Origin of the sequence: Natrinema sp. 1APR25-10V2 (assembly GCF_031626495.1) — an archaeon.
Taxonomy (GTDB): domain Archaea; phylum Halobacteriota; class Halobacteria; order Halobacteriales; family Natrialbaceae; genus Natrinema.
This window is the reverse complement of the sequence record NZ_JAMQOJ010000009.1, coordinates 147,335-166,618: the sequence shown is the minus strand read 5'-3', so window position 1 is coordinate 166,618 and position 19,284 is coordinate 147,335. Positions and strand designations below refer to the sequence as shown.

At 58.9% G+C, this 19,284-nt stretch carries 21 protein-coding genes; 12 read left to right on the top strand and 9 right to left on the bottom strand.

Translation table 11 applies throughout. From position 1 onward, the window contains the following. Positions 1-78: 78 nt before the first annotated feature. Genes NDO75_RS25120 through NDO75_RS25110 form a run of 3 tightly spaced genes read left to right on the top strand, consistent with a single transcriptional unit; the run spans position 79 to position 2,283 of the window. The gene (locus NDO75_RS25120) at positions 79-804 is read left to right on the top strand and encodes an ABC transporter ATP-binding protein (RefSeq protein ID WP_233514217.1); all 726 of its coding nucleotides are present in this window, start codon (positions 79-81) and stop codon (positions 802-804) included. Continuing rightward, entirely contained in the window at positions 797-1,534 is a 738-nt protein-coding gene (locus NDO75_RS25115) for an ABC transporter permease (protein WP_115819539.1), read from the top strand. The genes NDO75_RS25120 and NDO75_RS25115 overlap by 8 nt, the downstream gene beginning before the upstream one ends. Then, on the top strand, positions 1,531-2,283 hold the full coding sequence (locus tag NDO75_RS25110; protein WP_310902078.1) for an ABC transporter permease: 753 nt from the start codon (positions 1,531-1,533) through the stop codon (positions 2,281-2,283). Before NDO75_RS25115 ends, NDO75_RS25110 begins: the two co-directional genes overlap by 4 nt. A gap of 78 nt (positions 2,284-2,361) precedes the next feature. Here the strand turns inward: NDO75_RS25110 and NDO75_RS25105 are convergent, their stop codons facing one another. From NDO75_RS25105 to NDO75_RS25080, 6 genes are all read right to left on the bottom strand, one after another. Then, positions 2,362-3,114: a plastocyanin/azurin family copper-binding protein gene (locus NDO75_RS25105; protein ID WP_310902079.1), complete on the bottom strand. Its 753-nt coding sequence runs from the start codon at positions 3,112-3,114 to the stop codon at positions 2,362-2,364. Positions 3,115-3,133: 19 nt separating this feature from the next. Next, complete coding sequence (locus NDO75_RS25100) at positions 3,134-3,442, bottom strand: thioredoxin family protein (protein ID WP_310902080.1); 309 nt, start codon at positions 3,440-3,442, stop codon at positions 3,134-3,136. 123 nt (positions 3,443-3,565) lie between these two features. Beyond that, positions 3,566-3,919 (bottom strand): SHOCT domain-containing protein, encoded by a 354-nt coding sequence (locus tag NDO75_RS25095; RefSeq protein ID WP_004594615.1) that lies wholly within the window; start codon positions 3,917-3,919, stop codon positions 3,566-3,568. 3 nt (positions 3,920-3,922) lie between these two features. Beyond that, positions 3,923-4,339: a DUF302 domain-containing protein gene (locus tag NDO75_RS25090; protein ID WP_310897849.1), complete on the bottom strand. Its 417-nt coding sequence runs from the start codon at positions 4,337-4,339 to the stop codon at positions 3,923-3,925. A 95-nt stretch (positions 4,340-4,434) separates the two neighbouring features. Further along, on the bottom strand, positions 4,435-4,788 hold the full coding sequence (locus NDO75_RS25085) for an SHOCT domain-containing protein (RefSeq protein WP_310897848.1): 354 nt from the start codon (positions 4,786-4,788) through the stop codon (positions 4,435-4,437). 57 nt (positions 4,789-4,845) lie between these two features. Beyond that, positions 4,846-5,142 carry a hypothetical protein gene (locus NDO75_RS25080; protein WP_310897847.1) on the bottom strand — a complete coding sequence of 99 codons (297 nt, stop codon included), beginning with the start codon at positions 5,140-5,142 and terminating at the stop codon, positions 4,846-4,848. A gap of 325 nt (positions 5,143-5,467) precedes the next feature. On the opposite strand from NDO75_RS25080, the gene NDO75_RS25075 reads away from it, so the two are divergent. Beyond that, positions 5,468-6,211 (top strand): DUF4396 domain-containing protein, encoded by a 744-nt coding sequence (locus NDO75_RS25075; protein WP_310897846.1) that lies wholly within the window; start codon positions 5,468-5,470, stop codon positions 6,209-6,211. Positions 6,212-6,286: 75 nt separating this feature from the next. Here NDO75_RS25075 and NDO75_RS25070 read toward each other — a convergent pair whose 3' ends face one another. Further along, on the bottom strand, positions 6,287-6,892 hold the full coding sequence (locus tag NDO75_RS25070) for a MarR family transcriptional regulator (protein ID WP_345784927.1): 606 nt from the start codon (positions 6,890-6,892) through the stop codon (positions 6,287-6,289). A 334-nt stretch (positions 6,893-7,226) separates the two neighbouring features. On the opposite strand from NDO75_RS25070, the gene NDO75_RS25065 reads away from it, so the two are divergent. Beyond that, positions 7,227-7,727 carry a CBS domain-containing protein gene (locus NDO75_RS25065; RefSeq protein WP_310897844.1) on the top strand — a complete coding sequence of 167 codons (501 nt, stop codon included), beginning with the start codon at positions 7,227-7,229 and terminating at the stop codon, positions 7,725-7,727. Between the two features lie 35 nt (positions 7,728-7,762). On the opposite strand, the gene NDO75_RS25060 is transcribed toward NDO75_RS25065, so the two are convergent. Next, the gene (locus NDO75_RS25060; RefSeq protein WP_310897843.1) at positions 7,763-9,157 is read right to left on the bottom strand and encodes a permease; all 1,395 of its coding nucleotides are present in this window, start codon (positions 9,155-9,157) and stop codon (positions 7,763-7,765) included. Positions 9,158-9,479: 322 nt separating this feature from the next. On the opposite strand from NDO75_RS25060, the gene NDO75_RS25055 reads away from it, so the two are divergent. The 4 genes from NDO75_RS25055 (at position 9,480) to NDO75_RS25040 (ending at position 14,670) form a co-directional block, all read left to right on the top strand. After that, positions 9,480-9,779 carry a hypothetical protein gene (locus NDO75_RS25055; protein WP_310897842.1) on the top strand — a complete coding sequence of 100 codons (300 nt, stop codon included), beginning with the start codon at positions 9,480-9,482 and terminating at the stop codon, positions 9,777-9,779. 16 nt (positions 9,780-9,795) lie between these two features. Then, positions 9,796-10,701 (top strand): universal stress protein, encoded by a 906-nt coding sequence (locus NDO75_RS25050; protein WP_310909328.1) that lies wholly within the window; start codon positions 9,796-9,798, stop codon positions 10,699-10,701. A gap of 62 nt (positions 10,702-10,763) precedes the next feature. After that, positions 10,764-13,544 (top strand): aconitate hydratase AcnA, encoded by a 2,781-nt coding sequence (gene acnA / locus NDO75_RS25045; RefSeq protein ID WP_310909327.1) that lies wholly within the window; start codon positions 10,764-10,766, stop codon positions 13,542-13,544. 382 nt (positions 13,545-13,926) lie between these two features. Next, complete coding sequence (locus NDO75_RS25040) at positions 13,927-14,670, top strand: PAC2 family protein (RefSeq protein ID WP_310902083.1); 744 nt, start codon at positions 13,927-13,929, stop codon at positions 14,668-14,670. Between the two features lie 491 nt (positions 14,671-15,161). On the opposite strand, the gene NDO75_RS25035 is transcribed toward NDO75_RS25040, so the two are convergent. Then, complete coding sequence (locus NDO75_RS25035) at positions 15,162-16,427, bottom strand: hypothetical protein (protein ID WP_310902084.1); 1,266 nt, start codon at positions 16,425-16,427, stop codon at positions 15,162-15,164. A 164-nt stretch (positions 16,428-16,591) separates the two neighbouring features. On the opposite strand from NDO75_RS25035, the gene NDO75_RS25030 reads away from it, so the two are divergent. The 3 genes from NDO75_RS25030 (at position 16,592) to NDO75_RS25020 (ending at position 19,182) form a co-directional block, all read left to right on the top strand. Next, positions 16,592-17,845, top strand: coding sequence for an NAD(P)/FAD-dependent oxidoreductase (locus tag NDO75_RS25030; RefSeq protein ID WP_310902003.1), 1,254 nt, complete (start codon positions 16,592-16,594; stop codon positions 17,843-17,845). Between the two features lie 95 nt (positions 17,846-17,940). Further along, positions 17,941-18,495 carry a DoxX family protein gene (locus tag NDO75_RS25025; RefSeq protein WP_310902004.1) on the top strand — a complete coding sequence of 185 codons (555 nt, stop codon included), beginning with the start codon at positions 17,941-17,943 and terminating at the stop codon, positions 18,493-18,495. Positions 18,496-18,501: 6 nt separating this feature from the next. Beyond that, entirely contained in the window at positions 18,502-19,182 is a 681-nt protein-coding gene (locus NDO75_RS25020) for an isoprenylcysteine carboxylmethyltransferase family protein (protein WP_220619855.1), read from the top strand. Positions 19,183-19,284 lie beyond the last annotated feature (102 nt).

Sequence of the window (19,284 nt, the reverse complement as noted above, 5' to 3'; positions counted from 1 at the left end):
ATCTCAGGGTAATTTGACGGGGTTAACTTTCGATTCTTAACAACAATTCGATTGAATGAGTAGAACGTCTTTCCACGTATGGAAATGACCACGGCGCCCACGGAGACGGTCGATGGTAGCAAGACGCTCGTTCGAGGCAACGTTCTCGAGAAAACCTACGGGTCACGACTTCCGTTGGGACGGTCGACGCCCGTTCTCACCGGTGCGGATATCGAGGTCCGTGCCGGCGAGATCGTCGGCATCGTCGGCGAGAATGGGTCGGGCAAGTCCACGCTGATGAAGATTCTCGTCGGGGTTCTCGACCACGACGCGGGCACGGTCGAACGGTATGGAACCGTCGGATGGTGTCCGCAGGAACCCCTGCTCTACGATCGGTTGACCGTCTCTGAAACCTTCCGGCTCTTCGGCGCCGGGTACGGGATGAGTCGCGAGGAGATCGACGCGGCGAAGCAAAGACTGGCGGACGAACTCGACTTCGAGCAGTACCTTGACTACCGGGTCGACCAGCTTAGCGGTGGGAACCGACAGAAGGTCAACCTCAGCATCGCGTTGATGCACGACCCGGACGTTCTCATGCTCGACGAACCCTACACCGGGTTCGACTGGGAGACTTACCTGCGATTCTGGGACATGGCACAGGACCTCGCGGACGACGGCACTGCCGTCGTCATGATCTCTCACCTCATCGAGGAACGGAGTCGCCTCGACCGCGTCTTCGAGGTGCGGAACGGACTGGTTCACGACGTGACCGACGACGAAACTGAGAGCGAACTCCGAAGCGACCGGGAGGGAGACGATGAATAGGTTCGCCGTGGGCATTCGATCAAACGTTAGGACGTTCCTCAGGACGCCCCTGAACGTGGTCCTCGCGCTGGTGCTGCCGCTCGTGGTCATCGAGGGGTGGGGACAGGCGATGGCGGGGCTACCGCCGATGCCGACCGTCGAGGCGATTCCGCTCGATCTCGGGCGCGTCCTCGGCGCAATCTTCGGCGTCGCCATCATCGCTGGGCTGATGGGTCTGGTCCAGATGATCAGTGCCCGGGAGGCCGACCGACGGCTCGTCCAGACCGGGTACTCGCCGAGGACGTTACTTGCGACGCGGCTGGCGACTCTCGCGGGTGTCACGATTGTCGTCGCGGGGGTGAACTTCGGGGTCCTCTGGCTGACCGTCGAACCCGAGGCACCGCTGCTCGTGTTCGCGTTCCTCGCGCTCGCGGGCGTCGTCTACGCCTTCCTCGGTGCGCTCGTCGGCGCAGTGCTTCCGCGGCTGTTCGAGGGGTCGCTCGTCGTCGTGTTCCTCGCGATGATGGACGCGTTCCTCAGTGGCGACAGCCCGCTCGCCGCGGATGTCCCCGACTTCGTCCAGTACTTCCCGCTGTATCATCCGAAAGAACTTCTCCAGTCGGCCGTCTTCGACGGCACGTTCGCGGCGGGCGACCTCGCCTTCGTTGGCGGATACGTTCTCGTGTTGCTCGTCCTCGTGACTGCCGTATTCGGTGCGACGATGCGCACGTCTGGGGGGTGGTCAGCGTGAATCGAACGGCCACGGCGTTCGGTATCGGGCTCCGGGAACACGCCCGTAACTACGTCCTCGTGGCGCTCCTGGTGATTCTCCCAGTGTCGTTCATCACGCTCGCCTTTGCGGTCACCCAGGACGTCCAAATGCCGGTCCGGACGCTCGTCGACGGCGAGACGACGACCGTGATGCGAGGGATGCCCGAGGTCCATGGCGTGATCATGACACCGATCACGAGCTCGTTTATCGCTGGCTTGGCCGGCCTGTTCCTGATGCGCGAGGCGAGAGATACGGACGGCCGCCTCGCGGTTGTCGGCTATCGCGCCCGCGAGGTTATCGCCGCACGGTTCGGCGTCCTCGCCGTGATCACGCTTGTCGTTGTCGGCGTTTCCGTGGGCGTGATGCTCGTTGACTTCCAGCCCGAACAGCTGTGGTGGTTCGTCGCCGCGATGGTCATCCTTTCAGTTACCTACGGACTTATTGGGATGCTCGTCGGCGCCGTCTTCAACCGTCTGGCCGGCCTGTGGATCATGTTGATCCTCCCGATGATCGACATCGGTCTCTTCCAGGACCCGCTGTTCGTCCAGTCGGAACCCGAGTGGTGGATGAAACTCTTCCCAGGGTATCATCCTGTCCGGGTGATGGTCGATACCGGACTCACGACGGACCTCGATACTGCTATGTCGCTCGGTTGGGGATTCGGCTACCTCCTCGTCGTCGGACTCCTCGCTATTTGGGTGTACTACCGAGGAACTCGAGCGACGTGACGACGCAATCGAAAGAGGGCAACCTCCGCAGACGGACGAATTTACAGACGTCTCCCCGAAGGGGTTTGTTGACTCCCCTCACAGGGAACGGTCGTCTTGCCTGTCCTCCAACCGTTCACGACGCTGCTGGAACTCTTCTTCGTCGATCTCACCTCGTGCGTAACGGCGTTGGAGGGTTTCCATCGCAGACGTATCACTCCGGGAAGGAGCGTCACCTCGACCCAGTGCCCAGTAGAGGAGTCCACCGATCAGTCCCAGCATTCCGAGTGCCCCGCCGACGAACGGGACGCCGCCCCATCCGCCCCTCGAGCCACCCATCATGCCCCCTCCGCCGGGCCCCATCATGCCGCTATCGGTGCTCCCGCTTCCGTCGACGTCCGAGCCGATGGCCACGGCGCCGTTCTGAACAATCGTCTCGCTGTCGGGGACCTCGCCGTCCGGTATCGGGCTGTCTTCAGCTGGACCGCCAGGGCTACCAACGACGATGCGACCGACCATGCCGACCGTCTTGTGCGGGATGCAGTAGTAGTCGTACGTGCCTGGCTCTTCGAACGTGTGCTCGAAGCTCCCCTGCGAGATGGTCCCGCTGTCGAATGCGCTGGCGTCGGATGGAATCCGGTCCTCGTAGGCGGTCGCCGAGTGGGCTCCGGCCGCTAGCTCGAAGCGAACGGTCGTGCCGGGTTCGACGTGGAGTCCGATCGGGTCGAAGTAGTTGTTGCCCATCTTCACGACGGACGTCTCCTGTGCGGCGACTGGTTGGGTGAATCCCGCACTCGCGACTGTGCCAGCACCGAGCGCTCCCAGGAACTGGCGTCTACTGTAGTCTGTCATTGTAGCTGGTTGGCTTCTGTTATCCACGGATGATGCTGGCGAGCCGGTTCGCGAGTCCGGGCGATTGCTGGCCGGCGCTCTCGATGGCAGCCTCCAATTCGTCCCGGTCGACGATGCCGATGAACTCGGCCGTCTGTTCCCCGTTCGCATACACGAGCGTCGTTGGCGTCTTTCGGACACCGTACTCTTCGGCCGTCTCCAGATCGGTCTGAATGTCGACCTCCCGGAACTTGACACCCGGATACGCATCTTCGAGGCCCTCGTTTTTCTCTCGTTGCGTTGCGCACGCTCCACAGGTCTCCTGCGTGAACAGGATAACTTCCGTCATAGTAGCTAGTATGGTCTTGTGCCTTTAGCACATTTCTATTTACATCCGAAAGCTGTGAGGGTCACAGATTCCGGATTCCAAGGGGGCGGACGTGAGTAACGCCGGAGGTTGGTGGTCGGACCGTCACTCCGAGCGTTCGAGCTTGTTCCGACGCGCCTCGAACTCTTCCTCGGTGAGATCTCCGCGGGCGTATGCCATACGCAGCTCCTCCATTGCGGGATTCCGCGACGACTGCGATGCCGTCACGCGACGGAAGACGAGATATCCGCCACCAAGCAGGAGGAGGAGGAAGACCAGCTGGACGAGCATCCCGACGAGTGGCCACCAGCCACTGGTCGTCCCGTATCCACCCATCATTCCACCGTATCCCATCATCCCGCCGAATCCCATCCCCATCGTGAGCAAGGGGAGGACAATGATCGCCCCGAGGATGAGGAGGACGATGGTTGTGGTGTCGAGTTGGTTTGATGATGTCATGGTTCAGATTTCCGTCGATGATTCGAGTTCGTCCGCGACACTGACGAGAACGCGTTCGAACCGGTCGTGGACCTCGTTCGCGATCGAGTCGAGTGCCTCGTTGTCGGCGATGCCGACGAGCTGTTGTGGGTCGACGGCACTCACCATGACCTCGCCGTCGTCGGTTTCGTAGACGATGACGTTACACGGGAGGAGTGCGCCGAGTTCGATCTCTTCGTTCAGGCCCTCGTGTGCCAGCCCCGGGTTGCACGCACCGAGGATGCGGTACTGTCGAAACTCCTCGCCGAGTTTCTCCTCGAGCGTCGCTTGGACGTCGATGTCACAGAGGACGCCGAATCCTTCGTCTTTGAGCGCCGCAATCGTCGTGTCGACGACGTCGTCGAACTCACCGGTGACTGAAGTCTGTATTGTGTATTCCATGAAGTATCATACCCCGTCTACGGGGTTAACGGTTGGGTGCCGCAACGGCGAGCGTTGGAAGTGTGGTGCACCGGTTGGAACAGCAGCGGTTCCGGTCATCCGGTACGTTCGAGCTGTTTTCGCTGTCGATCGAATTCGTCGTCCGAGAGCTCCCCGCGGGCGTAGCGCTCACGGAGTACCGACAGCGACTGCTCTTCGGTCCCACCGGATCCTCGGTTGAGGAGCGCATAGACGAGGTAGAGCGGGACGGCGATGAGGAGCCCCATCCAGAGGAGACCCCAGAGCCCCATCGCTCCGCCGAAGAGGCCCCAGTCACCCCCCATCATGCCGCCGCCGTAGCTCCCGCCGCCGTGGGCAGCAGCTGTTCCAGTCGCTGCGACCAGCAGTGGGACGGCGAGTAGCGCGAATCGACGAGCAGTGCGTCCGATGTGTGTAGTGAGTTGCGTCATTATCTTGCGTTGGTGAATCGTGGTATTCGGTCGAAGCGATCGAAACGGTCAGGGCCGTCAGCAGTGGCCCTGTCCGTACATCCCGCCGTTGTAGTCGTCGTCAGCCATGTCCTGGGCCATCTCGTCGACGGTCACACCCATGTGCGACTCCATCCACTCGACGCTACCCGGGCCCATGTGCTCAGTCATCTGCGCCTCCATCCAGGCCGCCCAGTCATCGGCGGTAGCATTGTCAGTGGGTGCACCGTCTGTGGTCGTGTCGGTGCCGTGTGCGCTGACCACGGGAGCGGCGAACGCGAGTCCGACGATCGCGAGCGCCACGAGCAGCCAGCCGCCGAGTTTGAAGTTGGTCATTGTCTTTCTCCTCGGTTAGTCGTAGAACCGCTCGGGAGTTATCTACGTGGGTGTGAATTCGCGTAGGAGAACGTTCGAGAACGTGTATAGGGCGTTCTAATCGTTTTTCAGGATGTGGAACGTTCATCCCCATCGAATTCACCGGACCTGGGCGGCCGCCTCGAATGTCTCCAGTTCGCGGCGGGGCCGACTCTGACGGTGGGGCTTGCTTTGGAATGTTAACCACAACTCCCGAAAGTATTCCTCCCCTATCAGTGCCTGTACCGGGCCATCGATTGGCTGACGGGAGTATCCTGCTCCGTACCGCGCACCACTTCCAGTGACCATGCCACTCAACGGACTCCTCACACAAATCGAACACGCGCTCGCACCGGTTCGTCACGTCATGAAACCGATTTTGTCGGACCCGCTCGTGATGGGTGTCTGGGCACTGTTCGTCGTCGCGTCCGTGGGCACCCTCTGGTGGGACATCCGCGAGCGGAATCAGGCGCTGCCATCGCTGATGAAAGGTGTCTGGACGCTGGTCGTCCTCTACTCCGGCCCGTTCGGCCTGGCCATCTACTGGTACTCTGGACGCAGCCAGATTAGTCACGACTCGCTCTGGCGGCGCGGGTTCCGCTCGACCGCTCACTGTTATTCGGGCTGTGGGGCTGGCGAAGTACTCGGGTTCGCGCTCCTCGCGGGCCTGCTCGCACTCCAGAGTACGCTCCTCGTCGCTGCAGGAACGTTCGCGCTCGCGTACCTGTTCGGGTACGCGCTCACCGTCGGGCCGTTGATGCAGGAGGGCGTCGGCTTCGGCGAGGCGATGCTCGACGCTCTCTACAGCGAGACGCCGAGCATCACCATCATGGAGATCGCGGCTATCGGAACAGACCTGCTGATCGCCAGTCAGGCCCACATCTCTGATCTCCTGTTCTGGGGAGCGCTGGCGTTTTCGCTATCAGTCGGGTTCGTCTTTGCGTACCCGGTCAACGCCATCCTCGTCTACTTCGGCGTGAAGGAGGGGATGAAGAACCCCGCCGAGATGGGGCAAAGTCAGTCGACGGGGCAGGTACAGGCTGCCGATTAAACACGCGATCCAGTCGCAGACTGCGAGACGGCAGCGTTGGCTGGCGAACCCACTGCTGTCTGAGTGCGATACCGGCTAGGATTCGTGGGTCTGACGCAGATCTTCGCTCGGGTAGATTCGATACGTCCGCCCCTGACGTTCGCGGTATAGCAAGCCACGCTTCTCGAGTGCGCTGACCGTCTGGCTCACCTTGCTCTTCGAGAAATCCGACCGATCCCGGAGTTCGATTTGCGTGATGCCCGGCGAGGAGAGAACTGGTTCGAGGATGCGGCGTTCGTCGTCCGGCAACAGGTCCAGTATGCGGGCCCGAGGCTGAGTTTCTGGATTGATGCCGTTACCTGGTTGAGCGGTCTGGGTCGACGGTTCGGATTCGAAATCAGAGCGTTCCTGGTCGATTTGATCCGAGACATCGCTCCCTTGTCGATCGACCGCCTCCGTGCTGGTGACGTCGTCGCGAACCATCAGATATCCTCCGCCGATGACGACCGAGACGAGGATGGTTCCGAGGACGTACCAGAGCGGATTCGTGCCGTGAACTGCTCCCATCGAGGTTCCCATCATCGACCCCATCTGCTCGAACGCTTGCTGTTGCTGGTACGCTTGCCAGCTGAGCACACCGCCGATGATGAGGACAGCAGCGACCAGGCCACCGACTACCGTATCGGCTCGCCGTCGATTCATCCATCCCGCCTCGGTGTGTCGTGGCATCCGTTCATGAGTGACAGTTGGCGAGACATTGCTGTAGCAGTTGTGATTGGTGTTGGCGGACTTATTGAGAGACACTCTTCAACTGGCACAGATAATTATTTTACAAGTCGGTTTCGTAGTGACACTGGTTGTCGCGGCCGGTATGCTTCCCGTACTGTACACGCTTCGGTGGGCCGTAGTTCGTCCCTGTTCCTTATGTGTACAGGGATGACAGAGCTATCAACTGGCGGATAGCGACCGGACGTGAGGCATCCACGGTGACCTGCCATTACTAAGATATTTCCCGGTATGAATCGTACCGGCTAGTATGGGAACTAGGCCCACGGACCTCCGGATGGATATCGGGCGAATCGCAGATGAGTCGGTTGCCCGTGTCGCCCCCGATGCCACGGTCGCCGAGATCGCGCACACGATGATCTCTCAATCGCGGTGTGCGAGGTATGTAGTGGTGGAAGAGGCCGATCAGCTCGCCGGGATCATCACTGATCGGGACCTGATCGCTGACCTACTCACCGAGGAGAGTGAGTTCAGTGTGCTCGCTGCCGAGACGAGCGGAGACAACATACGAGCCAATGACATTATGACGCGTGACCCTCTCACCGTATCAGCAGATGCTGAGATCCCAAAAGTGCTCAGAGAGATGGACGATGCTGGTGCTCGACACGTCCCGGTCATTGAAGACGAGAGCGTCGTCGGTATGATCACCTTGGATGATCTAATTACGCACGTCGCAGGCGAGAGCGCACATGTTTCAGCACAGATGGATAACGTAGCGGGTATCATCCGCACGGAGTCCACGCACGATTGAAACACACATTTGGTGTCTCAGAGCGCCTAGTGATGCTAATGGCTCTGGGAATCTCCAGATTCTGAGACTTGCGGGTGCTGATGTGCAAATTCGGATGGGTGCTTCTCGAATGATCGCTTGCAGGCGTTCGAGCAGAAGTAGTAGGTCTCACCGTCGTAAGAAACGCTCGGGCCGTCCTCGTCCGTCCGCATCCCGCAGACCGGGTCGCGATATTGCCCCGGCGCACCGAGGCCGCGACGGTAGACGTACAGCAGGAATCCCGAGAGGGCGAACGCGATCAAGTTGAGGTAGAACGTGTAATCAAGCTTGAAATAGGTTTGATCGGAGGCGGTCTGCGCGCCGGCTAGGTTCGGCACGATGTCGAGCGCGTCGAAGAGCAGTTCCATCAGGAACCCTGAGAACGCCATCGTGACGAAAAAGACGCCGAGGATGTAGGCCATCACCTTCCAGCCGTAGTACTTGCGGTAGACGTTGAGGACGGGGATAGTGATGAGGTCGGCGTAGACGAACGCGATGACCCCGGCGAAGCTCACCCCGCCGCCCCAGAGCGCCACCGCGAACGGGACGTTGCCGATGCTCCCGACGAAGCTGATGACGGCGATGGCCACACCCATCAGGGCGTTCTCCGCGCTGAAGAGCAGCCCATCTCCCTGGAGGAAGAGCGTGTTCCAGACCCACTGGGGGACGAAGACGATGACGAAGCCCGAGATGAGAAAGCCCGCGATGACGTCCTTCCAGATCATCGACCACTCTTTGCGGTACTGGTTGCCGATTTTGTACCAGCCACCCCACGAGAGCAACTCGTCGCGCCAGCCGCCGCTGCTCGCCATTTCCTGTTCATAGGTCTCCAGACAGCCCGCCGAGCAGAACTTCAGCGTCTCGCCGCCGTCGGTCACGAGCGAGAACTCATCCTTACCTTCCATGCCACAGGTCGGGTCCTCGGTGACGCCAGCCGCGCTATCTCGTTCGTTCAACTCCTCCCGGACGCGATCGAAGAGGTTCTCGGGAAGCGTCAAATGGACGATGACCGCCATCACAGCGATGAGGATCAGCCCGCCGAGCAGCTCGGCGACGAGGAACTCCCAGCCAAGCAGGATGAGGATCATCAGCCCGAGCTCGACGATGAGGTTCGTCGAGGCGAACATGAATGCGAGGAAATTCACCGTGTGCGCTCCCTTCTTGAACAGCCCCTTCCCGATGGCGACCGCACCGAAGCTACACCCACTGCTCGCAGCGCCGAACACTGTTGCCTTCGTGAGACCACTCAGGTTTCCCTCTCCGAGCACCTGTGCCATTCGCTCTTTGGAGACGTAGACCTGGACGAGACTCGTGATGACGAGCCCCATGATGATGGCCCAAGCTGCTGTCCAGAGGAAGCCGACGCCGATTCGTAGCGACTCGAGAATTCCGTCGACGAGGGCGGCTTGCATATATAGACTATCACAGCCATCTACTTTGTTAATTGCGCTTAGGAAACGGTGGTGTTTCGACGGAGTAATTCTTGGATTCAAAAGTACCTATGGCTATTAGCTGTGGTCAACCCCGCGAGAACTGCGTTCGCGCTCAATAGTGGCTGCGCGTCACTGATTCGGTTCGCTGGCTGTTGTTCGTTCTTTTGACATAGAAGTCTGACCAAGATGAGCGTTGTACTGCTGTTTCTCCCACTATATTCCCGTGCCATGTCTCCAGAGTGACTCTCCCTTTCGAATTGTAAGAGAAACCCGATTGAATGAGGGGAGCGTATCTCTAGTTATGAGCACGACGACCACTCATCAGGACACGTACGATCCGGAATCCACGACCAGTGTGATGCGCCTCAATGCGCTGGCCCTGGCGGGCGCAGCAGCAGTCGTCTCTGCCATCGTGATGCTCCTCCTCGGTGTCTTCGGAGCGATCGGCGTCTACGAGGGAGCTGTCGAGGCGATGGAGCAGTGGCACCTGTTCTTCGAGCCGACCGTCGTCGGAACGGTAGCTGGCATGGTCGAAGCAGCGGTGATCAGCTTCGCCCTTGCGTATGCTCTCGCCTGGCTGTACAATACCCTCGCACGGTAACTCGGAGAATCAAACCATGTACACAGATATTCTCATCCCAACCGATGGCAGCGATAACGTCGAGCCGGCAATCCAGTACGGACTTGATCTCGCTCGTCGATACGATGCAACCGTCCACGCGCTCCACGTCGTCGATAGTTCGCCGATCGAGCGAAAGCTGGATCTGACCGCGCTGGAAACCGATCTGGAGACACTCCCGGACACATGGTATGAGGCTGGCGATGCCGCCACCCAGCAGATCGCAACTCGAGCTGCAGAACATGGCCTCGATGCGATAACTGAGGTTCGCCGTGGCATTCCAGCACGCGAGATCGCGTCCTACATCACTGATACCGGGATCGACCTCGTCTGTATGGGAACCCGAGGACACACTGGTCTCGACCGAGTCCTGCTCGGCAGTGTGACGACCCGAATCGTACGTACTGTCGATATCCCCGTCCTCAGTGTCAAATCGAAGCTGACGGAGGCGCTATCAGAATCCGAGATTCAGGGAGGCTTTGAGAATATTCTCGTCCCAACTGACGGGAGTAAGCCCGCACGAGAGGCAGTCACGCACGCTCTTGATTTGGCTCGGACGTACGATGCGACGCTCCATGCCCTCTACGTTGTGGATAGAGGTGCCTACGCGTCTCGTCCGGGATGGACGTGGGACGAACTGCAACAAGTACTGGAGCAAAACGGAGAGACTGTCGTCGAAGATGTCCAGTCCCGGGCAGCTGCCGACGGTATTTCAGTCGCTGCTGAGATCACACACGGCGTTCCTCATCAGGCAATAGAGGAATACTGCAATCAACATGGGATCGATATCGTCGTGATGGGCACACATGGACGGTCTGGCCTTACACGACAGCTCATCGGGAGCGTAACTGAACGAGTTCTCCGAAGCTCGGACGTGCCGGTTCTTACCATTCGGGGTGTATAGAGCGTATGCACCTACCTCCTGACGGGACCACGATTAAGCCATCCCTCACCATATCATAATCCATGTCAAACCCTAACCCATTTGACGCTGTTCGTCAATTCGAGTTCGGTGGGTCGTCTTATCGGATGGCGGACCTCACCGCTCTCGAGGAAGCGGGCCTTTGCGAACTGGATCGGCTTCCAGTCAGCATCCGAGTGCTCCTTGAATCTGTCCTCCGGAACGTCGACGGTGACACCATCACCGCCGACGACGTTCGGCACGTCGCGTCGTGGCAGCCCGACGTCCCGGACGTCGAACTCCCGTTCACTCCCTCACGAGTCGTCCTCCAGGACCTCACTGGTGTCCCTGCCGTCGTCGACCTCGCAGCGCTCCGATCAGCGGTTGACCGGAAAGGCAAGGATCCCGCGATCGTCGAGCCAGAGATTCCAATTGACCTCGTGATCGACCACAGCGTCCAGGTCGACTATTTCGGCTCCGAGGACGCCTACGAGAAGAACGTCGAACTGGAGTACGAGCGCAACGGCGAGCGGTATCGAGCGCTGAAATGGGCGCAGCAGGCCTTCGACGACTTCCGCGTCGTCCCACCGGGAACGGGAATCGTCCACCAGGTCAATCTCGAATACCTCGGACAGGTCGTTCACGCCCGCGAACAAGGTGGGGACGACTGGCTGCTCCCGGATACGCTCGTCGGCACGGACAGTCACACGCCGATGATCGGCGGCATCGGCGTCGTCGGCTGGGGCGTCGGCGGCATCGAAGCCGAAGCCGCCATGCTCGGCCAGCCCATCACGATGAAACTGCCCGAGGTCGTCGGCGTCCGCCTCACCGGCGAACTCCCCGAAGGGGCGACTGCGACCGACCTCGTACTTCACGTCACTGAACAGCTTCGCGAGGTCGGTGTCGTCGATCGGTTCGTCGAGTTCTTCGGCCCGGGCGTGTCGAACCTGACTGTTCCGGATCGGGCGACCATCGCGAACATGGCACCCGAACAGGGCTCGACCATCAGTATGTTCCCCGTCGACGAGGCGACACTCGACTACCTCGAACTCACGGGCCGTGACGAGGAGCACATCGACCTCGTTCGTGAATATCTCGACGCACAGGGACTGTTCGGTGAACAGAACCCCGAGTACACGGAGACGGTCGAGCTCGACCTCTCGAGGATTACGCCGAGTCTCGCAGGACCGAAGCGGCCCCAGGATCGCGTCCCGATGGACGACATGAAGACGCACTTCAGGGGGCTGGTCCACGGCGAATTCGAGGACGAACTCGACGACGTCGACGAGGACGCACTCACCCGATGGCTCGGTGAAAGCAGTGCGCCCGACACCGATCGACCTGACCCCGACCTTCCGGAGCCGGATGTCGGTGACCTCAACAAACGAGTCGAAGTCGATGTGAACGGTGAGACGACCGAAATCGGCCACGGAAGCGTCGTGGTGAGCGCCATCACCAGTTGTACGAACACCTCGAATCCGTCCGTGATGCTCGCGGCGGGCCTCCTCGCTCGCAACGCTGTTGAGCGTGGGCTCGACGTCCCTGCGTACGTCAAGACGAGTCTGGCCCCGGGCAGTCGCGTGGTCACCGAATATCTCGAAGCGTCGGGACTGCTCCCGCACCTCGAGGACCTCGGCTACAACGTCGTCGGCTACGGCTGTACGACCTGTATCGGCAACGCCGGGCCGCTCCCCGAGCCCATCGAGCGCGCAATCGATGCCGAGGACCTCTGGACGACGAGCGTCCTCTCGGGCAACCGCAACTTCGAGGCACGCATCCATCCGAAAGTGCGAGCGAACTACCTCGCCAGTCCGCCGCTCGTGGTCGCCTACGGCCTTGCTGGTCGCATGGATATCGACCTCGAACGTGACCCGCTCGGAACAGATGACAACGGCAATCCGGTGTATCTCTCGGATATCTGGCCTGACGCCGACGAGATCCACGCGGCGGTTCACGACAGCGTCGACTCGTCGATGTTCGAGGAGAAGTACGCGGAGGTGTTCGAGGGGGACGAGCGCTGGGAAGCGCTCGATGCACCCACCGGTGATGTCTACGGGTGGGACGATTCTTCGACGTACATCCGCGAACCGCCCTTTTTCAAGGATTTCCCGCTGGAGCAACCGGGCGTCGCGGATATCGAGGACGCTCGGACGCTCATGTTGCTCGGTGACACGGTTACGACCGACCACATCAGTCCAGCGGGACCGTTTTCTCGCGAGCAGCCGGCCGGGGAGTGGCTCGTCGAACAGGGCGTCGAACCCCACGAGTTCAACACGTACGGCGCTCGCCGGGGCAACCACGAGGTAATGATGCGCGGCACCTTCGCCAACGTCCGTATCGAGAACGAGATGCTCGACAACGTCGAGGGTGGTTACACGATTCACCAGCCAACGGAAGAACAGACGACCGTCTTCGAAGCGAGCCGCCGCTATCGCGAGGACGACACGCCGCTGGTCGTGTTCGCCGGCGAGGAACTCGGCACCGGGTCGAGCCGCGACTGGGCCGCAAAGGGGACTGACCTCCTGGGCGTTCGAGCGACCATCGCCGAGAGCTACGAGCGTATCTTCCGTGACAACCTCGTCGGCATGGGTGTCCTCCCACTCCAGTTCGCCGACGGTGACTCGTGGGAATCCCTCGGTCTCGACGGCTCGGAGCGGATTGAGATTCGTGGCCTGGACGACGGCCTGAACATGAACGACGAGTTGACCGTCGTCGCAGAGCGGGACGACGGCTCGACAGTCGAGTTCCCGGTCACGGCACAAGTTGGGACGCCTGCGGCCGTTCGATACGTCAAAAACGACGGAATCCTGCATCTGGTGCTCCGTCGACTACTCACAGAGGAGTAGCCGACGCACTGCGAACCAAATCAAGCAGTTTGCTCCTTTAAATCAAAAGCTCTGGACTCATCGAAGGCTAAGGTACTACGAAGCTGAGCTTCGAGAGAAAGCTGTTTGTAGCTACTGTTTGGGCGCGACTCGCTTCAGATACTTTGAGATCGAGAAACTAGGAGGGTAGTGATTCTGGCCATAGAAAGAAGAGGAAAGAAAACTGTGTCATGCCTACGTCCGCTCGAGTTCCACTCGATCTGGGTCCAAGTCAACACCTACCTCGAAAATCCAGACTACCAGTCGATAGGCCGCACTCTCGGCTTGATTCACCCCTGAACGTATTTCGGAGGAGTACCGTGTTAAGGAGACGATTAAGGGCGTTTTGGGCGTAGATGTCGGTATGGCAGCCCAACCACCTCACCAAACAACCGTAAACGTAACGACGACAGAGGCACCTGCCGAAACGATTATCGCTGGATTCTCGGCATACGGCCTGGCCGGCCTGACTGCTGCCGATTACCTCGTCACTCAGCTCGGTCTCGAGGAAACAGGATACGTCACGATAAACGCGCTGCCGACAATCACGCCGTTCGCCGATGGCTCCCCACGCCACCACACTCGATTATATTCCCGATCCGATCTCGACGTGACGGTCCTCGTCAACGAACTACTCGTTCCTAGATGGGCGGCAGATCCGTTCGCATCGGCTGTCATCGAGTGGTTGCACGAATACCGCGTCGACGAAATCAGTCTTTTATTCGGGATACCTGTCGTTCACCAACCGGGGGAACACGACGTATTCTTCGTCGCGACTGACGACTATCGAACACACCGCCTGGTAGAGACAGACCTCGCTCCGATGGGTCGTGGCTTCCTTGAGGGCATCAATGCGAGCCTCATCGAACATGGGATGGATACGTCGTTACGAGTCGGGCTACTCAGTACGCCCGTTCACGAGGAGGTCCCGGACGTCGAAGCGGCGATCCGTCTCGTTGAGGCCGTTGACACCCTCTACGAGCTAAACGTCGACACGAGTGAACTCGAAGCGTTTGCCGTCAAGATAGAAGAGTACTATCAGGAACTATCCGAGCGCGTCAAAGCGGACGAAACAACGCAATCACCGGCTGATGGGATGTTTATGTAAGAGTCGACACGAGCCGTTCCATTGATTTCACTCGACAGTGAGCATTCCGGCATACCACTCCGCGTGGTCGAAACCACAATGTGGGCACACAAACCCCGAGTGATCTTCGTCTTCGTCCGTGGCCTCGAAGTGGTGTGAACAATCCTGGTTCTGGCAATCTCCGGTGTATTCCCGTTTGAATCGCTGCTCTAGTTCAGTGTGGTGATGTTCGAGTAGATGCTGACGTCCCTGTTCGTTTCGTTCATCCTCGGTTTCTGTCTCGATTACCGTATCACAGTACATACACTGCCAATTCATATTGAAGCGTACGCCGACCCGTCTCAAAGATGTTGTGTGGGCGGCTCGTCTGGCTTTGATTCGGGACAGACAACCACCTGAATCCTCAGTAAACTCGGGAACACGATAGCGATTGACGCACCAGCGGAGTCGCCAGAGCCGTGATCATTACGTGATACCTCTTCACCGACTAACGCGGATATATAGAGTCTTCGTCAACTTCGTTCGTTCAACCAAGAAGTGAGTTCCGAGACTGTCCCCGTCAAATAAGCCGTTCCCCATATCGCAACGACGAGCCCGCCGACGGTATCGAAGACAAGATCGAGCATCGTGTCGGTCAACCCATACTGAATGAGTACATCTTCGCTTCCGATGACGACTGCCAGTTGCCCTGCGAGGAATTCGAGCACCTCCCAGAACACACCTGCAGCCAGTACGAACAGCAAGATGAACACGAACATCAGCCGAGAGGGAATCCACACATCAGGAGTGTACTCACTGACCGCACGTACGGTCGTGTAGCCGACTGCTGCGACGACGGAGGAAGAAAGCGTGTGGGCAAGTTTATCCCACAACCAAATCGACTGGTACGGTCCTAGGGCACCAACAGCGTGAACGACGACGGCTGCGGTAATCCAGAGCACGAGCCCCGAGTCCATGGGAAGACCGTAGTCCCGTTTGAGTAACGCGGGAAGCTGCGTCACGCCAAAGCCCAGTGCACTGTTGACGATAACGCTCGTGTCTCCTCGAACGCTTCCAACGACGAGTATGCCAAGAAGAATCATCTGCAGGAACCGGACGATTAGTCGTTCATGAGATTCAGATATCCCCAGTCGGTCACGAAATCGGACGAGAGATCGAGTTGGCTCAGCTCTCGTGTACGGAGGTCGGATGCCGGGGCAACACCGCTGATATAGAATGGTAATGCGACGAAAATACAACGTGAACAGGAGGGCACTTCCGATCCCGGCGACCGTCGCACCAGTGAAGTGGAGCATGAGCGTCTGTAAATTCGGAATGAAAAACGTCCCGAAGAGCTCGTCAGCTACCCACTGGATGACCGCCCACAGACCCGCCGTAGCTAATGTGATAATGACGACGAACGAGACCGCGAACCACTCGTTCATTCGAACGGCTGTAAACACGTGGAGTTCGACAGCGATGAGAAGGGCGAGTGCTGCGACCGAAAGATGTGACGTGAATAACTGAGCTGAGCCCCCCGAGATCACTAATCGCCCTACGAGGGGTAGCGTGACTAGCAACAGTACCTCCCACGGTAGCATGACGCTGGTTCGTCGAAAGAACAGCGGTGGAACAGCTGCGATTCCCAGAATCAGCATCGCAAATCCTGTCCAGAGGAAATCGCCTGATACGAGACTGTTGCCGGCGAAGATACCGACGCCGAATAATAGGCTCCACGAGAGTGCTGCATTCGTGCGTGCACTCCGTAGTAACGCACCTATTTTCCCGGTCTGATCCATGCACTGTTGTTCATCTATCAGGACCATTTGTCTTTTCACCCCTAACCAAGTGGGGAACGAGCATCCATTCGCGGAGATCTATGTCGACGGGGCCCTCCGTATCCTCTCCCGGGCTAGCGGATTCAAGGGAAATCTGTTTGAACTGGTCGCCCGTCCTATACCTCATGTCAGAGAACGTCTCGTCGCGATTCGGGAGCCAAGACACATATTCACAACAAATGTCGGAACGGTCTCCGCAAATACACAGCGTCGCAGTGATCGGCGGAGCCGTCGGCGGCCTCGCCGCTGCTGAAGGCTTTTCCAAGCGAGGGTTCGAGGTAGACCTTTTTGAACGCCAGTCGTACGATGACAAACGAGTCAACTGCGGGGAAGCGATGACGGCCGTCTCTAAGATTCCACTTAGTTCGACGCCAACGAATGGGTTCGTCAATGCTCTTCCGGAGTTACGTGTAGAGATCTACGACGGAACGGCATCCCGAAGACAGCTCACCGGAGAGGGAACGTTCCCGGCCTCCGATACGTACATCACTGACAGAAACGTCGTCGAACGGCGATGGGCCGAACGCCTCGCTGAAAAGGGCGTTTCGATTCACGAGAACCACCAGATCACGAAGGCGAAGTTCCGGACGTTGGCCGACGAATACGACCTCTTGGTTGACGCGACTGGCCAACCGTCGATCACCAGCAAGATTCGAGGGAGAACGGACGAGTACGCGGGTCGGATGATCGCCATTAACGCTGACGTGGAGGGCGACTTTTCGGATCTCTACCCGAATAGCCAGATCATTCTTGAGGGCTATACCGGGTACGCGTGGGCGTTCTCGAAATCGCCCGAGCGGGCAAACGTCGGCATCGGGTGGACTGAGAGCGAACGCCCAGCCGATTACATGGCCGAATTTGTGGCGGCATGCGAACGAAACGGCTGGCCGATGCCATCTCGGAGTCAGACGAATATTGCTATTATTCCCGAAGGACCGAGTCTCGATCCTGCGCTGACCTATCTACCTGAGTGGCCCGTCGTTCGTGTCGGGGATGCGGCTGGACTCGCGAATCGGCTGACCGGGAAGGGGATCTCGCAAGCAATTCAGTCGTCGTATCTCGCAGCCAAGTTGACGGCGGAGGGAAGTCTACAGGAGTATCCAGACCGACTCTATCGGATGATGAAAGGGGAGTACCTGCTCGCCCGGATTATGCGGCACCTCGTCGAGACGCGTCAGATGACCGTTCTCGGTGATGCCGTCCAAGTGGTGTCTGGAATCGACATTGAAGACATCGATCGATCCCCACGGGCGGTTCTTCGTCGCTTCTTGGGGCATCCACGGGTGGCTGCTCGGATCTTCTCCAACCCGGCTGTAATCAAGCAGACGTATGCCGCCGTCACAGACGCCTGGGAATACGATACTATTCAGCCAGTATGACGGTATCGGAGAGATCACCCCGAAAAGGGCGCTCTATTCCGGTATGGCGAGATCCCACCGCGATTTTATAACACCTTCCCGGGAATTAGCACGATATGGCATCTCAAGAAGTTCAATTAGAAAGTACGATCGGGGGGTTCACCGCAAGCGGTCGACTACACACGTTGAGTGTCTGGTTTATCTTCGCGCTTCGGTTGATGATGGGACTGGCGTTCTTCCAGAGTGGTCTCGACAAGGTCCTCTCGGGGAGTTTTAGTGCCGGTGGATATCTCACCGGGGCCGTTCCGAATAGCGGGAGTCCACTCGCTGATCTGTTCGTCGCGATGGGGAACACGCCGTGGTTTGTTGACTTCGTGAACGTTGCAGTACCGTGGGGAGAGCTGCTTATCGGCCTCGGGTTGTTGTTCGGTGCCCTCACTCGGCTCGCTGCGTTCTGGGGGGCATTTATGATGCTCATGTTCTATTTCGGCAACTGGGATGTCACACATGGCTACATCAACGGTGATTTCGCGTACATGCTCGTGTTCCTCTCAGTCGCCGCGTTCGGTGCGGGACGGATACTCGGCCTTGACGCGTACATTGAACAGTACGAGGTTGGTGGAGTGCCGCTTGTCGAACGGCATCCCTGGACTCAGTATCTACTCGGGTAAGTAAGCGTGTCATCAATAGATACCACTATTACGAATCCCGGTGCTTGGGGCCTCGCGATTATCTTCATTGTCGTCGTTTCTTGGTTCTTCTATCGGTACTTCGCTCCTGACAGCTGGCGGGAGTGGGTCGGCGCAGGAGTGGTACAGGCGTTCATCATCGCATTATATGCGGAGATGTACGGGTTTCCACTGACGATCTATCTGCTGGTCCGGTTTTTCGGTCTGGACCGCGAGTACGTCAGTACCAATCTCTGGTCTACACTGATCGGGTTTGGCGAAACGGGTATGTTCGTATCAATGCTCCTCGGCTACGCTGTGGCGTTTGTCGGCATCGGCCTGTTTGCTCAGGGATGGCGACAAGTCTATCGTGCCCGACAGGACGACCGACTGGTCACAGACGGGCTTTACAGGTACGTCCGCCATCCACAATACACCGGTCTGTTCATCGCTCTGTTTGGCGAGGGCATCATTCACTGGCCGACAATCTTCTCTGTCGCTCTATTTCCGCTCGTCGTTGTGATTTTTACGTGGCTTGCACGGAGAGAAGAGCGTGATATGATCGATACATTCGGTGAGGACTACCGCACTTATCAGCGCAAAGTGCCGATGTTTATCCCCCGCTGGGAGCAGTGGCGCGATCTCGTGGCTGAGTCTCGTAGCAGCAGTGACGATCTCAAAGACCCATGACTTCGACGAGACCGCTCTGGAATGAATGGTATTCGTATCGAAACTGTGGTTGGGCAGTGGAAGGGAGTCAGGGATTAATTGCCCGACACCGTGGATGTTCCT

Excerpts from the sequence above, each read along its gene's own strand:
- NDO75_RS25120 (WP_233514217.1), top strand. The coding sequence starts at position 79 with ATGGAAATGACCACGGCGCCCACGGAGACGGTCGATGGTAGCAAGACG.
- NDO75_RS25115 (WP_115819539.1), top strand. The coding sequence starts at position 797 with ATGAATAGGTTCGCCGTGGGCATTCGATCAAACGTTAGGACGTTCCTC.
- NDO75_RS25105 (WP_310902079.1), bottom strand. The coding sequence starts at position 3,114 with ATGACAGACTACAGTAGACGCCAGTTCCTGGGAGCGCTCGGTGCTGGC.
- NDO75_RS25100 (WP_310902080.1), bottom strand. The coding sequence starts at position 3,442 with ATGACGGAAGTTATCCTGTTCACGCAGGAGACCTGTGGAGCGTGCGCA.
- NDO75_RS25095 (WP_004594615.1), bottom strand. The coding sequence starts at position 3,919 with ATGACATCATCAAACCAACTCGACACCACAACCATCGTCCTCCTCATC.
- NDO75_RS25090 (WP_310897849.1), bottom strand. The coding sequence starts at position 4,339 with ATGGAATACACAATACAGACTTCAGTCACCGGTGAGTTCGACGACGTC.
- NDO75_RS25085 (WP_310897848.1), bottom strand. The coding sequence starts at position 4,788 with ATGACGCAACTCACTACACACATCGGACGCACTGCTCGTCGATTCGCG.
- NDO75_RS25080 (WP_310897847.1), bottom strand. The coding sequence starts at position 5,142 with ATGACCAACTTCAAACTCGGCGGCTGGCTGCTCGTGGCGCTCGCGATC.
- NDO75_RS25075 (WP_310897846.1), top strand. The coding sequence starts at position 5,468 with ATGCCACTCAACGGACTCCTCACACAAATCGAACACGCGCTCGCACCG.
- NDO75_RS25070 (WP_345784927.1), bottom strand. The coding sequence starts at position 6,892 with ATGAATCGACGGCGAGCCGATACGGTAGTCGGTGGCCTGGTCGCTGCT.
- NDO75_RS25065 (WP_310897844.1), top strand. The coding sequence starts at position 7,227 with ATGGGAACTAGGCCCACGGACCTCCGGATGGATATCGGGCGAATCGCA.
- NDO75_RS25060 (WP_310897843.1), bottom strand. The coding sequence starts at position 9,157 with ATGCAAGCCGCCCTCGTCGACGGAATTCTCGAGTCGCTACGAATCGGC.
- NDO75_RS25055 (WP_310897842.1), top strand. The coding sequence starts at position 9,480 with ATGAGCACGACGACCACTCATCAGGACACGTACGATCCGGAATCCACG.
- NDO75_RS25050 (WP_310909328.1), top strand. The coding sequence starts at position 9,796 with ATGTACACAGATATTCTCATCCCAACCGATGGCAGCGATAACGTCGAG.
- acnA (WP_310909327.1), top strand. The coding sequence starts at position 10,764 with ATGTCAAACCCTAACCCATTTGACGCTGTTCGTCAATTCGAGTTCGGT.
- NDO75_RS25040 (WP_310902083.1), top strand. The coding sequence starts at position 13,927 with ATGGCAGCCCAACCACCTCACCAAACAACCGTAAACGTAACGACGACA.
- NDO75_RS25035 (WP_310902084.1), bottom strand. The coding sequence starts at position 16,427 with ATGGATCAGACCGGGAAAATAGGTGCGTTACTACGGAGTGCACGCACG.
- NDO75_RS25030 (WP_310902003.1), top strand. The coding sequence starts at position 16,592 with ATGTCAGAGAACGTCTCGTCGCGATTCGGGAGCCAAGACACATATTCA.
- NDO75_RS25025 (WP_310902004.1), top strand. The coding sequence starts at position 17,941 with ATGGCATCTCAAGAAGTTCAATTAGAAAGTACGATCGGGGGGTTCACC.